The following is a 15,067-nucleotide window of genomic DNA, read 5'->3' as shown; positions in this document are numbered from 1 at the left end:
CCGTCTGATAAGCTGCCTGCGCTCCTCTCTTCCCTGACCGTTCCTTCCACCTGTCCTTGCGAATGCATTGCGCATGTCGTCCGAAGAAACCCTGCGCCGCTGGCGCCTGATCCTCGGCCGCTATGCGGCGCAACCCCTGTCGCAGACGCAGTTCTCGGCGGGCGACTGGAAGCTCGACCAGGCCCTCGAATACCTCTACGGCCGCGAATACGAAGGCCGCGGCCTGGCCAGGCCGAGCGGCGGCCCGGGCTCGCTCGACCCGAGCCAATTGCGCGCGGTCGACTGGCTCAATCGCTCGCGCAGTCTCTTTCCGCAAGAGGTGTTCGAGCGCATGCAGACGCAGGCGATCGATCGCTACCAACTGACCGACCTGCTTTCCGACCCGGCGGTGCTGCGCTCGCTCGACGCCACGCCCGGCCTTGCCAAGGCGCTGCTCGGCATGCGCGGACGGCTGTCGGGCCAGATGCGCGACGCGGTGCGCGAGGTGATCCAGAAGACCGTCGACGAGATCACGCGCAAGCTCAGGAACGACTTCGTCAACGCGCTGGTCGGCCGGCGCAACCGCATGCGGCGCTCGCACATCAAGAGCGCGCAGAACTTCGATGCGCGCGCCACCATCGCGGCCAACCTGAAGCACTACGACGTGGAGCGCAAGCAGCTCGTCATCGAGCATCCGCGCTTCAACGCGCGCGTGAAGCGCAACCTGCCCTGGGACGTGGTGCTTTGCGTCGACCAGAGCGGCTCGATGATGGATTCGGTGATCTACAGCGCCGTCATTGCCGGCATCATGAGCTCGCTGCCCGCGGTGCGTGTGAAGCTGGTGGTGTTCGACACCAGCGTGGTCGATCTCACGCACCTGGCGCACGATCCCGTCGAGGTGCTGCTCACGGTGCAGCTCGGCGGCGGCACCGACATCGGCCGTGCGGTGGCGTATTGCGAGTCGCTGGTGGGCAACCCGCAGCGCACCGTGTTCGCGCTCATCAGCGACTTCATGGAAGGCGCCGCGCCCGGGCCGCTCCTGGCCGCGGTGCAGCGCATGGCGCAGGCGCGCGTCAAGCTGCTCGGGCTGGCCGCGCTCGACGAATCGGCCAACCCGGTGTACGACCGGCAAATGGCGCAGCGCCTGGCCGACAAGGGCATGCATGTGGCGGCCCTCACGCCCACGCATTTTGCGCAGTGGCTCGCGGAAGTGATGAACTGATGGCCTGGTACGACGGTTACCGCGCCTACGACGACGACACCCTGGCCACGCTCGCCAACCCCGGCCTGCTCCGGCGCGCCGCAAAGGACGTGGAAGCGGGCAAGGTCGCATGGGCGGAGCAGGGCGGCGAGGGCGCGGAGGGCGGCGTGGTGGCGGCCGACGGCCAGCGCGTGCAGCTCGATGCGCGCGGCCCGCAGCAGGCGCGCTGCGACTGCCCCGCACCGGGCATCTGCAAACACATACTCGGCGCGGCGCTGTGGCTGCGCGCGTTGGAGCCGGCGCCGCCGGGCATCGCAGCCGGAGTGCCCTCGGCCGAGCAGGAAGAGAGACAGGCGCCGCCCGTTGCCGACCCGCTCGCGGAAATCCTCGCGCTCGATGCCGCGGCACTCTTCAAGGCCGCGGGCGCGGCGGCCGTGCGGCGCGCCGCAGCGGCTGCCAGCAGCGTTGTCGAATGGCGGGTGCAGGGCGGCACCCTCGTCATGGACTTGCCCGAGCTCCGCGCCTCATGCCGATGGGTGGCGGGTGCAGGCTATGCGGGCATGGTGTCCGAGGTACCTGCCGCGGAGCGCAAGGCGGTGCACCTGATCGCCATTGCGGCGCTGCGCAGCGCGCACGCGCAGCCCCTCGCATGGCCCGAGGGCGCGCGGCCCGCACCGGTCGAAGACACCGCGCGCCTCGGCGAGCGGGAGCGTGCGTTCCTGCTGCAGGTCGAATCGATGTTGGAAGAACTGCTCACGGGCGGCCTCTCGCATGTGAGCGAGCTGACGTCGGCGCGCCTCCTGGCACTCAACATGTCGGCGCGCGGCGAGGGCTTGCCGCGCCTGGCGGCCTTGCTGCGCAACCTTGGCGGCACGGTCGACCTGCTGGTGCGGCGCGACCACCGCGCCGAGGAGCGCGACGCCTTCGCGCTCATGGCGCGCATCCATGCGCTGTGCGCGGCGCTTGCGCACGCCGAGGGCGAGCTCGCCGTGGCATTGCGCGGCCGGCTCAAGCGCGACTTCGACGAGTCGGCCGCCCTCGACCTGCTGCCGCTCGGTGCCCATTGGTGGCAGACGCGTGGCGGCGCGCGCGGGCTCACCGTGGCGTTCTGGGACCTGGCCGGTGCGCGCGTGCTGCAGGCTTCGCTGGCCCGGCCCGACGGAAGCGACACGGCCTTCACGCGCAGCGGCGCATGGTCCGCCAACGCGCTGTGGTCCGGCGCGGGCGCCGCGCAAAACGTGTGCGAAGCCGCCTTGCGCCTCGAGCAACCCCGCCTCGCCGAAGACGGCCGCCTGGCGGTGGGCGGCGCCACGCGAGCGCAGCCCCTGCCCGCGTGGGCGGCCGACGATCCGCGGCTGAAGTCGATCGGCTGCGGCAACTGGTCCGAACTCGGCGAGCGCCTGCGCGGCGCCACCGGCCTTGCGGCCGAGCCTTTCGATGCGGTGCTGCTGCGGCCCGCGGACACGCGCCCTCCGGTGCTCGACGAAGCACAGCAGCGCCTCGACTGGCTGGTGCAGGACGACAAGGGCCAATGGCTGCGGCTTGGCATTCCCATCGGTCCGGAGCACCGGCAGCGCGTCGACAACCTCGACCGCCTCACCGCGCGTCGCGCGCCGGTGCATGCGGTGCTGGTGCGCATCGAGCGCGCCGCCGCGAGCACCGAACTCATGCCCATCGCCGTGCTGAGCAGCAATGCGAAGAAGGCGCTGCAGGCGGTGTCGCTCGACTTTGCCGGCGAGGCCGCGCGCACCACGTCGCTGGCCAACCGCATCCTGCGCATGTTCGAGGCGCGGCAGCAACAACGGCAGGCGGCGCCCGTGGGTGCGCCCACGCTCGCGGCGCGCCTGCTCGCGCCCGTGACCGAGGTGGCCGAGACGCAGGCCGCCACAGGTCGCATGGCATTGACCGTGGCGCAGCGGCAGCGCCTGCACGATGCACTCGACCGCGCGGGTTCGGTCGGCCTGGAGGTGCTGTCGAGTGCGCTGCGCATGCACCTTGCCGCGCCGGCCGCGGTGCCGTTGCTGAAGCTGAGTTTTCTGTGCCAGTTGCTTGGCGAACTCGACGGTTTGCCGGAGCAAAGGAAAGCACAGCCGGCTTAGAACCTTTGGCTTCGGTTGCCTCTGCAGGCCGCGAGTTGGCCGAAGCGTCCCGTCCAACTGCCAAAATCAGTGCCCAGGAGAACGAGGAGAACGCATGGGATTTCTGGACAAGATCTTGGGCGCCGTCACGGGCGGCGCCGGCACCGCAGCCGCCAACGGCTTGACGCGCGAGCAGGCGCAGCTGTTGAAGCAGGCCTTCGAGCCGCTCGAAAAAGCAGGCAAGGAACTGCCCGACAAGGCCGCCGCGTTCCTGGTCGACGGCACGCAGGAAACCGTGCTGCTCGACCTGCAGGCGGCCAGGTCCTTCGAGCCCGGGCAACTGCTCGGAGCGCCCGGCCGCCTGCGCTGGGGTTACAGCAACTACCAGAACAAGCCGCTGGAGAAAATCGGCAACCAGAGCCTCGAGCAGCGCGGCCGCTTCTACGCCAGCGTGGATGCCGGTGCGCCTCCGCTCGATGTGCTGGTGCGGCTGGGCAAGGTGCTCGCGGCGGCCGACGGCGGGCAGTCGCTCGAGCATCCCGGCGCGCCGGTGCCGGAGTGGCTTCAGTACCTCGTCAACGACGCGGTGTTCGCGAGCTTCAACAAGAGCAGCTCCAGCAATGCCGCCGAACGCGATCTCGCCAAGCACCGGCCCGCGTGGAACGTGCATCTCATTGCAGCCCTGCTTGCGCACGAAGGGCTCGATCCGCATATCGCCCTGCAAGAGGTCTTCGAGCGCAAGGGACTGGACAGCTGGTACCACGACCGGCTCGACGGCCTGGTCGAGGCCCCTGCGGTGGCCGACTACATGCGAAGCCAGCGCGACGCGACCGAGGCGCTGCCCGCGAAGCTGTCGGCCGCGGGCCGCGTTCTGCTGGCCAGGCGCATCGGCAAGGACAAGGCGCTCTTGAACGACTTTGCGCCGCTGTTCGTGCGCCTGGCGATCGACGGCAGCAAGACGGTGCGCGCCGAGGCGACACCGCACCTCGAAGGCATTGCCGAGGCGCAGCGGCTCGAACTCCTGGGGCAGCTGCTGAAGGACGGCGACACCACGCAGCGCACGCAGGCCGCCGAGCTGCTTGCGCGCCTGCCGGGCGACGCGGCGCGCGCGCTGCTTGCCACGGCCGCAGAAACCGAGACCAGCAAGGCCGTGCAGCAGGCCATCCGCTCGGCCATGTCGCGGCTCGACGCGGCGGGCGACGCGGGCGAGCTCGAATTGCCCGAGCCGCCGGCTTGGCAGCCCTTCGAGGACATTCCGCTCGGCGAAGAGGCGGTGCAACTGCTCATCGCCAACCGCATCGAGCTGCTCGAGAAGAACCGCATCGCGGCGGAGGCCGAGATCGAGGAGAACAAGGCCTCCAAGCAGACCTACCGGTACAAGTGGCGCCAGGACAATTACGCCGCCCATAAAAAGCTCACCGACGAGGACATGCGCGTGGCCGTGCGCGTGCTCAACGGGCAGGGCAGCAAGCACGACCAGAACCGCGTGAAGAACGGCCAGCTGCAACAGGTGGTGGGTTTCGGCAATCGCCTGCAGGCCATGCCCGGGTTCGGCATGCCGCACCTGATCCGCTGGCTGGCCGTGTCGCGCCACTGGACCAGCTTCTGGTTCGACGACGGCTTTCACAAGTGGCTCGGGCGCCAGCCCGTTGGCTCGGTCGACCTGCGTGCGCTGGCCGAGTTGCTCCAGCGCTCCGGCATGCCGATCGACGATGTGGCGCACACCGCGCTCTACCAGTATTGGAACCAGGCCACGGCGGTCGAGGTGTTGCCGGCCGATCGCGTGTGGCCCTTCTTCGCGGAGCACCCCGAGTACATCGACGAAGGCCTGGGCCTCATTGCGCCGCCAAAGCGCGAAGGCCGCCAGACCCAGCTCGACCTGAACGCCACGCTGCGCACGCTGGCCGTCTTTCCGACCGTGCAGGCACGCTGGCTGCCGCGCGTGATGGAACTGGCGCTCGGCGAAGGCAAGACGCACCGCGCCGCCGCGCAGAAGGCGCTGTCGATGTTGCCCGACATCGGCCGGCGCGTGGTCGAGTCGCTCGGCTCCACCAAGAGCGAGGTGCGCATCGAGGCCGCCAACTGGCTGGCCGAGCTCAAGTACGCCGATGCCGTGCCCGCCATCACCAAGGCGCTCGAGAAGGAAACCCGCGAAACCGTGCGTGCGGCCTATCTCACGGCGCTCGAGGCGCTGGGCGACGACATCTCCGCGCGCCTTGCGCCCGCCATTCTTCTGGCTGAAGCAAAGAAGGGCCTGAAGGCCAAGCCTCCGGCGGGCCTTGCGTGGTTTTCTCTGGACGCGCTGCCCGCCTGCAAATGGCTGGACGGCAGCGCGGTAGAACCCGAGATCGTGCGCTGGTGGGTGGTGCTCGCCTGCAAGCTCAAGGAACCGGGCGGCAACGCGCTGCTCACGCGCTACCTCGGCCTGCTCGACGCAGCCAGCCGCCAGGTCGTCGGCAGCCTGGTGCTGCGCCAGTTCATTGCGCACGACACGCGCCATCCCACGCTCGACGAAGGCATTGCGCATGCCAACGCCAACGCGCCGCAGCGCTACCAGGGCAACCAGCAGCGCTACCAGAACGCGAAGGCCGAGCACAAGCAGTACTACGAAGCCGACTTCCAGAAGACGCAGGATCAGGTCTTCGAAGAGTGCAAGCGCGAGAAGATGAGCGAATACCTCGGCAGCGCGATCGGCGAAAAAGGCATCCTCGCCCTGACGGCCCACACGCCGGGGCACGAGGTCGTCACGCTGCTGCAGCAGTACATGCGCGACCACTACCAGCGTCGTTCGCAGATCGAAGCCATGCTCGAAGGCGTGGCGCCGGGCAACGATCCGGTGGTGATCCAGCTGCTGCTGGGCCTATCGCGCCGCTACCGCACCGCCTCGGTTCAGGAGAAGGCGCGCGCCCTGGTGCAGCAGATTGCCGACCGCAACAGCTGGACGCAGGACCAGCTCGCCGACCGCACCATTCCCACCGCGGACCTGGACGACACCGGCAAGCTCGAACTCGCGTACGGCGACCGCATCTTCACCATGGTGCTCGACGCCGCGATGAAGCCCGAACTGCGCAACCCCGAAGGCAAGGTCGTCAAGGCGCTGCCCGAGCCGCGCCAGAACGATGACCCCGCCCTCATCAAGGACGCGAAGGCCCAGTTCTCGACCAGCAAGAAAGAGCTCAAGCAGGTCATCGACCTGCAGACCGCGCGGCTGTTCGAGGCCATGTGCACGGGCCGCGTCTGGCCGCAGGCCGAGTGGCGCGAATACCTGCACCGGCACCCGATTGCCGGGCGGCTGATACAGCGGCTCGTGTGGCTCGAGCTGGACGCGGAAGGCGCGGTGCGCGGCAGCTTCCGCCCCACCGAGGACGGCAGCCTGATCGACACGCAGGACGACGAGGTCGAGCTCGCGGCCGACAGCCAGCTGCGCCTGGGCCATGCCTCGCTGGTGGACGAGGCCACGGCCGCCGCGTGGAACAAGCACTTCAAGGACTACAAGCTGGTGCCGCTCTTCGCACAGATGACGCGCAAGCCGCCGGCCGTTGCGTTCACCGACGACAAGGGCCAGCCGGTGAGCGAGATCAACGACCGGCTGGGCTGGATCAGCGACACCTTCACGCTGCGCGGCAGCTTTGCCAAGCTCGGTTATCAGCGCGCGCAGGCCGAGGACGGCGGCTTCTTCTACCAGTACACCAAGGAGTTCTCGTCGGCCGGCGTGCGCGTGGCCATCGAGTTCTCGGGCAACACCCTGCCGGAGGAAAACGTGCCCGCAGCGCTCAAGACACTGGGCTTCGAGGACATGAAGACCCGCGGCTACAGCGACCGTGCGCTGCCGCTGTCGAGCGTGCCGCCGGTGCTGCTGGCCGAGGCCTATGCCGACTACCTGGCCATTGCCCAGGCCTGCGCCGGTTTCGATGCGGGCTGGGAAAAGAAGATGCCTTGGTAACCGTCGGCAATCCCAACACGCATGGCCCTCACACTCGACCCTGAAGATACGCGCGCACGCATCCACGAGCTCGTGTGGTGCGGCTTTTATCCCGATGCCGACGTCGAGTGGCTGATCACCGACGAGTATCTCGACCCGGACGAGCTCACGGGCGAGGACCGCGCCTGGGTCAAGGCCGAGGCCGCGCGCATCTGCGCCGCCAAGCGTGCCGACGAGGCCCGGTGGCCCGAGCAGACGGAGTACGACCGCCTCGAAGCCGTGTTCGCCCAGTTGCGCAGCGAAAAGATCATTGCCCTGCACCGCGCCGGCAACACGCTGTCCGACGGCCATGACGATGTGCGCGAACAGTGGCGCGCCGCGGGGCGCCTGGAATCGGGCATTCGCGGCTGCTGCTTCTATCACTCGCAGGACCTGGACTCTGCGGTGCGCACCGGCCGCATGCACCTGGCGTTCAGCGGCGGCATGATCCCGGAGATCGAGCAGCGCGAGGCCAACACCGTCGCCATCGGCCACCGCATCGTCGAGCTGTTGTGCGCGGCCGGTTTCGAGGCCCGCTGGAACGGCGACGTCAGCCAGCGCATCGAAGCCGACCTGGGCCAGTGGCGCAAGCGAGGCCCCTCGGTGTGAGCGCCGAAGCCTGGCAGCCGCCGCGCCGCATCGACGCTGTCGATTTCTGGCTGCGCTCCAGGCTGCTGGCTACGGCTCATGCATTGCGCGAGGCGCTGCGGCCCTCGGCACGGCGTTGGCCTGGCGGCACTCAGGCCCTGGCCGATGCGCCCGTGCTGGCGCAGTACCGCACCGCGCTCTGGTCCGACGGCCGCGATGACGAATTCCCTCTGGTGGCCGGCAAGGTGCAGAACCTGCGCGTGGCGCGCCGCGCTTTCGACGCTGTCGAGGTGCCGGCCGGCGAGGTGCTGAGCTTCTGGCGCCAGCTGGGCCGGCCGGGCGCAGGGCGCGGCTTCGTGGCGGGCCGGGAGCTGCGTGCGGGTTGCGTGGTGCCTACGCTGGCCGGCGGCCTTTGCCAGCTGTCCAACGCGCTTGCCACCGCCGCGGCGCGTGCGGGCCTTGAGCTCGTGGAGCGGCATGGCCATACGGCGCGGGTCGAGCAGGCGGCCGAAGCCGCGGACGATGCAGTCGACGCAACGGTGTTCTGGAACTACGTCGACCTGAAGGTGCGCGCCAGGCATGACTGGCGGCTCGAGGTGGAGCTGACCGCCACCGAGCTGGTGCTGCGCATTCGTGCGCGTTCGTCCCTGGCGGTGCCGGTGGTGCCGCCCGGCATGCCGAGGGTGGTGCGAAAGGGCGCCAGCCAGGCGCTGCCGACGGCACGCGGCTGCCTGAGTTGCGAGCAGACGGACTGCTTTCGCCATCGGCCATCGCCCCTGGTTGCACAGCAAGGGCGCACGGCCGTGCTGCTCGATGCCGTCACGCCCGAATTTGCGCGCTACCTGGACGCACACCATGCCGGTGCAGACCGCATGCAGCCGGTGCCGATGCGGCTCGCTTTCTGGCGGCCGCTGCCAGCCGCGCTTCGGCCGGACGGCTCCGCGGCGATCCGCCCTTGGTGGACGAGCCTGCGCCGCGCACTGTGGCAGCGGCTCTGGGCGCGCCACGCAGGCCGGCGGCAGGCCAGCCTGATCGATGGCCAGCGCTGGCTGGCGCTCGCCTTTGCCGCGCGCCTGAAACCCGAACACACGCAACTGGTGGTGGACCAGGCCTTCCTCCCGCACCTTCAGCAGACCGGCGCACTCGACGGCCGCCGCATCACGGTGCTGGCCGGCGCCTTGCCGATGGCGGAAATCGAACGGCGGCTCGATGCGGCCGCACGCCAATGGCCCGAAGACGCCACGCTGCGCGACTTTCGTGCCGCGCCCGCGCTGGTGCGGGCCGAGGGCGCCGCGCTGGCGCGGGCGGCGGCGTTGGTCACGCCGCATGCGGAAACCGCGGACCACCTGTCCCTTGCTGCACCGCAGGCCTCGGTGGTGCGGCTCGACTGGGTGCAACCGGCCGTGCAATCCAACGCACAACCTGTTGCTACGAGCGATGAACCGCCGCTGATCGTGTTTGCCGCGAGTTCGCTTGCCCGCAAGGGCGCGCGCGAACTGGCTGCCGCGCTTCAGGGTTGGCCCTGCCGCCTGCGCGTGCTGGGCTCGCCCTCGGGAGACACGCAAATGTGGCGCGGAATCGACCGCGTCGACCATATGGAGTGGCGCGGCGGCGACTGGCTCCGCGGCGCTTGCGTGGTCGTGCTGCCAGCCCATGTCGAGCATGCGCCGCGCGCGCTCCTCCGCGCCCTGGCGGCCCATGTGCCGGTCGTGGCCTCGACCGCCTGCGGCCTTGCAGGTCTTGCGGGCGTGCGCCAGGTCAAGGCGGGAGACGTGGAAGGCCTGCGCGCTGCGCTGCGCGCCTCGATCGCCACCGCACCAGCGGCTACGATCACCCACGCCGACCTACAGAAGCAACCAGCAGCAACACCATCATGAGCACCGGCACATCACCGTCTTCTTCCCCTGCAACGCAGGCCGTGCGCCTGGCCCCGGAGGCGCGCTATGCGGACGAGCTTGCGCGCCTGCATGCGGCCGACACCGATGCGCGGCCCACCGGATGGAAGCTCTCGCCGCGCGCGGTGCGGCGCTTCATCCTCGGCGACGAGAAGCTGCAGGTGAGCCGCAAGTTCTACGGCGACGATCCGCTGGTGGACCGCGCCATCGTCACGCTCATGGGCCACCAGGGCCTGATGCTGGTGGGCGAGCCGGGCACCGCCAAGTCGCTGCTCTCGGAACTGCTCGCGGCCGCCATCAGCGGCGATTCGGGGCTCACGGTGCAGGGCACGGCCGGCACCACCGAAGACCACATCAAGTACAGCTGGAACTACGCGCTGCTGCTGGCCGAGGGGCCGAGCCAGCGCGCGCTGGTGCCTTCTCCGCTCTACCAGGCCATGCGCGCGGGCAAGCTGGTGCGCTTCGAGGAAATCACGCGCTGCCCGCCCGAGATCCAGGACGTGCTGATTTCGCTGATGAGCGACAAGCAGCTCATGATTCCGGAGCTGGGCGACGATGCCCGGCTCTATGCACAGCGCGGCTTCAACATCATTGCCACGGCCAACCTGCGCGACCGCGGCGTGCACGAGATGTCGTCCGCGCTCAAGCGCCGCTTCAACTTCGAAACGGTAAAGCCCATCCGCGACCATTCGTTCGAGGTCGAGCTGGTGATGGCCCAGTTGAAGCGCGAACTCGACGGCGGCGGCGAATCGCCGGTCGAGGTGCCGCGCGACGTGGTGGCGCTGCTGGTCACCACCTTCCAGGAACTGCGCGCGGGCCAGACGCAGGACGGCACCGCCATCAAGGGTCTCGATGCCGTGATGTCCACCGCCGAGGCCGTGAACGTGGCTTATGCGGCGGCCCTGCAGGCGCGCCATTTCAACGGCGGCCAGCTCACAGCGCGCGAGATCGCGGGCCAGCTGCAAGGCGTGGTTCTGAAGGACAGCACCGACGATGTGAAGCGCGTGCGCCACTACTTCGACACGGTGGTGCGCGAACGCGGCAAGCGCGACGCGCAATGGAAGACCTTTCACGACGCGGCGCGCGCGCTGTGGCAGTAGCTGCGGAAGCCGGCAGCGTTCTGCCTGCGGCGCTGGAAGCCGCGCGCGGCCGGCTGTTCGGCGAGGATGGCGAGGGCGTGTTCTTCGTGCCCGTGAGGCACCACAGCCCGGCCTGCGCATTCGCATTGAGGGCGCTGCTGCGCGAGATCAGGCCGGCGGCTGTGCTGGTCGAAGGACCGGACGACCTGAACGCCCTGCTGCCGCTGCTGCAGCACGCACGGACCACGGCTCCCGTTGCATGGTTGTGCCAGAGCACCCGGCAGGTGCCGGTCGACGACCCCGACTCGGAAGAGAAGACGCGCACGGAATCGCGTGCGTCGTTCTTTCCGTTTTGCGACTACAGCCCCGAGTGGATTGCCGTGCGCGAAGGCGCGGCGCTCGGCGCACGCCTGGGGCTGATCGATCTTCCCTGGAGCGACAAGGCCTGGCATCGCGACGAAGGCGAGGAAGGCGACCAGGGCGAGGGCGATGCACGCGACACAGCGCGCAGCCTGATGGAAGAGCGCCATTTCGCACACAGCCGCTACCTGAACGCCATGGCCGCCCAGCTCGGCTGCGTCGACCACCAGGAGCTGTGGGACCGGCTGTTCGAACTGCGCACGTCGGCCGCTCTCGGCGACTGGCGCGCTTTCTTCTCCGACGTGTTCAGCTGGTGCGCGATGGCGCGGCTCGACTACGAGCCCGAGGTGCTCGAGGCTGAGCTGAGCCTGCCGCGGGAGCGCCACATGGCGGCGCACATCCGCCGCTGGCGCAACGAGGTCGAGGGGCCGATCGTGGTCGTCACCGGCGGCTTCCACACGCTCGAACTGGTCAACCAGTGGCAGAAGGCCAAGCCCTCGAAGGCGCCCGCCGGCAAGGACGCACCAGACAACGCATGGCTGATCCGCTACAGCTTCGAGCGGCTCGACGCGCTCAACGGCTATGCCTCGGGCATGCCGTCGCCAGGCTACTACCAGCAGGTGTGGGAGCGACTCGAGGCCGGCGAGGCCGATCCCTTCACCGCGGTGGCGCTCGACAGCCTCACCCGCTTTGCGCGCCAGACCCGCGCGCAGGACCATGCCGATGCGGCGTCCACCGCGCTCGTGCAGGCCGCCGCCGCGCAGGCCATGCGGCTTGCGGCGCTGCGCGGCAATGCCGGTCCCGGCCGGCAGGACCTGCTCGATGCGATCCGCTCCTGCTTCATCAAGGGCGCCATCGACGAAGGCACGCGCGGCTTTACCGCCGACCTGCGCGCCTTTCTGAGCGGCACGCGCATCGGCGACGTGCCGCCTTCGGCAGGCTCGCCGCCGCTGATCGAGGATGCGCGCAGGCTCGCCCGCCAGGCCGGCGTGCGGCTGGACGACAGCACCGCGCGCGTGGCGCGGCTGGACCTTTATCGCAAGCCTTCGCACCGCGAGCGCAGCCGTTTCTTCCATGCCATGGCGTACCTCGACGCGGGGCTGGGCACCTGGCTCGCGGGGCCGGATTTTCTTGGCAACAGCCGCTTGCACCTGCTGTTCGAAGAGTGGCGCGCCGCCTGGTCGCCGCTGGTGGAGGCCCGGCTCATCGAGCTGGCGGCCGAAGGCGCAAGCGTGGAGGCCGTCTGCATGGCCAAGCTGCGCAAGGAAGAAGCCGCGCTTTCCGACCAGGGCCGCGGACGGAGCGCGAGCGCGGCCGTGGCGCTGTTGATGCGCGCCTGCCTGGTCGGTCTGCAGTCGCGCCTTCCCCAACTGCTGTCGATGCTGTCCACGCACCTCGACGAAGATGCCTCGCTCGGCTCGGTGGTCGAGTGCGGGCACCGGCTCGTCACGCTCTGGCGTGCGCGGGAGCCGCTGGGCATGCAACAGCATCCGCAGCTGCGCAGCCTGCTGGAGCGGGTGTGGCCCGCGGCGCTGTTCCTGCTGCCCGATGTGGGCGGTTGCCCTGAAGAGGGCGAGGCGGGCGCGGTGAAGCAACTGCTTTCACTGCGCGAGCTTGGGCGCCTGCTGGCCTCGCTGCAAGCCGAACTGGGGGAAGCCGGCGACGGTGCCATCGACCTCGATCTGCTGCGAACGCAGCTCGAACGATTCGCGACCGGCGCATCGGCCGCGCCCGCCGTGGCCGGCGCCGCTTCGGCCCTGCTGTACCTTGACGGGCACTGGGACGAGAACGCGCTCGACACCGTGGTGCGCCAGCGCTTCGGCGCGGGCGCAGAGCCGCGCGAAGCAGTTCGTTTTCTCAACGGGGTGATGGCCGCGGCGCCTGAACTGCTGCTGCGCCTGCCTGCGCTGCTCGAAGGCCTCGACGGCCTGGTGCAGGGCTGGGACGCCGAAGCCTTTGTGGCGCATCTGCCCGATCTGCGGCAGGCCTTCACGCGCCTCAAGCCGCAGGAGACCTCCGACCTGGCCGGCCGCGTTGCCGCGCTGCACGGCATGGGCGAAGCAGAGGGCGATGCGCTCTACCAGATGCACTACGAAACTACCGAACAAGACCTGCACGAAGGCGCACAGCTGCAGCTCGCGCTGGCCGAGTGCATGCGCCGCGACGGGCTTGCCGCATGGCTGGCCGCCTCGGAGCACAAGAAGAACAACAACATCGAAAGCGCGTCATGACCATCGATCTCCAGACGCTCAAGTGCGGCGAATGCGGCAGCAGCGCGCTCAAGCGCACCGGCCTGAACCAGTACGCCTGCCAGCACTGCGGCTCGGTAACGCTGGTGGAGGACAACGTTTCCGACCGGCTCGACCGTGTGCTCGAACAGGTCAAGAACGAGGCCGGGCGCCGGCTCGCGGCCGACGAGGCACAGCGGCGCAAGGCCATGCTGCGCAATGCCGGCATCGGCGTGGCCGTTGTGGCGGGTGTGCTGCTGGTGAGCGCGGTGATCGGAATGCTGTCCGGCCCGCGGCCATCGACATACGCCTCCGCGGCACGGCCCGCGGTTGCGCCGCCGGTTGATAGAACCATTCCGACGGACGGACTGAAGCTCGGCGAGCCGCGCCAGGTGCTGGTGGGCGGCGGCAGCTCGGCCGTGCCCAAGCTGCTGGTGGTGGCGCGCAACGACACGGGCAAGCCGCTCGCACGCGCCGGCATCAAGGCCGTGTACTACGACGGCGACAACCGCGTTGAAGAGCGCACCGAGACGTTGCCGGTTTCCGTGCTCGAGCCGGGCGAGAGCGTGCCGGCGCTGATCGACCTGCCGAGCGGCAAGAACGTCACGCGCCAGGAACTGACCGTGCAGAAGCTGGCCGAACCCTACAAGGCTGTGCAAGGCGAGCGCATGACCTTTGCGCGCGTGCGGCTGGTGCAGCAGGCCGAGCGGGTGCGGCTGGTGGGGCGCATCGTCAACGCGCGCAAGGATGCGGCCATGCTCTCCGGCATCGACGTGCTGGCCACGCTGTACGACGACGCGGGGCAGGTGATCGGCTTCGGCCACGGCTATGCGCAAGCCAACGAGCTCAAGCCCGGCGCGCAGACCTCGGTGGACCTGAGCATTGCCCGCTTCGGCCGTGCGGCGGCCATTGCGGCCTGGGACTACCGCATCGGCTACAACACCGTCGATGCCGGCGGCTCGCGCAGCGCAGTACTCAACGCCGGGCGGGTGGTGCGCGCCGTGGGGGCGCCGGAAAGCTTCAATCCCGACCTGCGCCTGAGCACCGAAGACCTGCTGGCCGAGGACAGCGAGCGCTTCGATGTGAATCAGCTGGAACTGCTGCCGCTGGTTGCGGGGCGCAGCAACATCCAGCGGCCGCTGTTCCTGACCGAGCTGGTGAACCGAAGCGCCGACGCGGTGGTGGTGGCGCCGGGCGGCGTGATCTCGCGCTTTGGCGGCAGCAAGGCCGATGGCACCACCGCCATTGCGGGGCTGGCCTACCTGTACCCGGGCGAGCGGTTTCCCATATTGCTGGAGCCGAACGCCGTGGAGCGCATCACCCAGACCCGAGTCGAGTGGAAGCCGATGCGCCGCGCCGCGCTGCCGGGCCCGCGCGCACCGCTGGAGGTGCAGGTCACGGGCACCAAGGCCGAGACGGGCAGCGTGCTGCTCAACTTCAGCCAGCGCTTCACTTACAAGAGCGTGGAGGTCACGGGCACGGTGAAGAACCCGGGCAACAACGTGGTCGGCAAGGTGCGCCTGTGGGTGAGTCTGCGCGACCGGAACGGGCAGCTCACCGGCTTCAGGCAGGTGCAGAACCTGCCGGCCATTGCGCCGGGCGAGAGCGTGCCGTTCCAGGTGGACGTGGAGCAGAACGGGTGGGATTTTGCGAGCGTTTCGACGCTATACCAAACCGAATAGCCCCGCCGCGGCGGCG

At 69.5% G+C, this 15,067-nt stretch carries 8 protein-coding genes; all 8 read left to right on the top strand.

Features of this window, described 5'->3' with window-relative positions:
- Positions 1-73 precede the first annotated feature (73 nt).
- Positions 74-1,201 (top strand): VWA domain-containing protein, encoded by a 1,128-nt coding sequence (locus V9L20_RS10350; protein ID WP_337296517.1) that lies wholly within the window; start codon positions 74-76, stop codon positions 1,199-1,201.
- Positions 1,201-3,279 (top strand): SWIM zinc finger family protein, encoded by a 2,079-nt coding sequence (locus tag V9L20_RS10345; protein WP_337296516.1) that lies wholly within the window; start codon positions 1,201-1,203, stop codon positions 3,277-3,279. The genes V9L20_RS10350 and V9L20_RS10345 overlap by 1 nt, the downstream gene beginning before the upstream one ends.
- Positions 3,280-3,373: 94 nt before the next feature.
- Positions 3,374-7,201, top strand: coding sequence for a DUF4132 domain-containing protein (locus V9L20_RS10340; RefSeq protein WP_337296515.1), 3,828 nt, complete (start codon positions 3,374-3,376; stop codon positions 7,199-7,201).
- A 21-nt stretch (positions 7,202-7,222) separates the two neighbouring features.
- Positions 7,223-7,828 (top strand): DUF6891 domain-containing protein, encoded by a 606-nt coding sequence (locus V9L20_RS10335; protein ID WP_337296514.1) that lies wholly within the window; start codon positions 7,223-7,225, stop codon positions 7,826-7,828.
- A complete protein-coding gene (locus V9L20_RS10330) occupies positions 7,825-9,684 on the top strand; it encodes a VanW family protein (RefSeq protein WP_337296513.1) in 1,860 nt (619 codons plus the stop codon). The genes V9L20_RS10335 and V9L20_RS10330 overlap by 4 nt, the downstream gene beginning before the upstream one ends.
- Positions 9,681-10,802 carry an ATP-binding protein gene (locus V9L20_RS10325; RefSeq protein WP_281146436.1) on the top strand — a complete coding sequence of 374 codons (1,122 nt, stop codon included), beginning with the start codon at positions 9,681-9,683 and terminating at the stop codon, positions 10,800-10,802. Before V9L20_RS10330 ends, V9L20_RS10325 begins: the two co-directional genes overlap by 4 nt.
- Complete coding sequence (locus tag V9L20_RS10320) at positions 10,793-13,372, top strand: DUF5682 family protein (protein WP_337296512.1); 2,580 nt, start codon at positions 10,793-10,795, stop codon at positions 13,370-13,372. The genes V9L20_RS10325 and V9L20_RS10320 overlap by 10 nt, the downstream gene beginning before the upstream one ends.
- On the top strand, positions 13,369-15,051 hold the full coding sequence (locus tag V9L20_RS10315; RefSeq protein WP_337296511.1) for an FxLYD domain-containing protein: 1,683 nt from the start codon (positions 13,369-13,371) through the stop codon (positions 15,049-15,051). Before V9L20_RS10320 ends, V9L20_RS10315 begins: the two co-directional genes overlap by 4 nt.
- Positions 15,052-15,067: the final 16 nt, after the last annotated feature.

Origin of the sequence: Variovorax sp. CCNWLW225 (assembly GCF_037204045.1) — a bacterium.
Taxonomy (GTDB): Bacteria; Pseudomonadota; Gammaproteobacteria; order Burkholderiales; family Burkholderiaceae_C; genus Variovorax.
The sequence above is the reverse complement of the archived record's forward strand: the minus strand, read 5'-3'. Positions and strand labels throughout refer to the sequence as shown.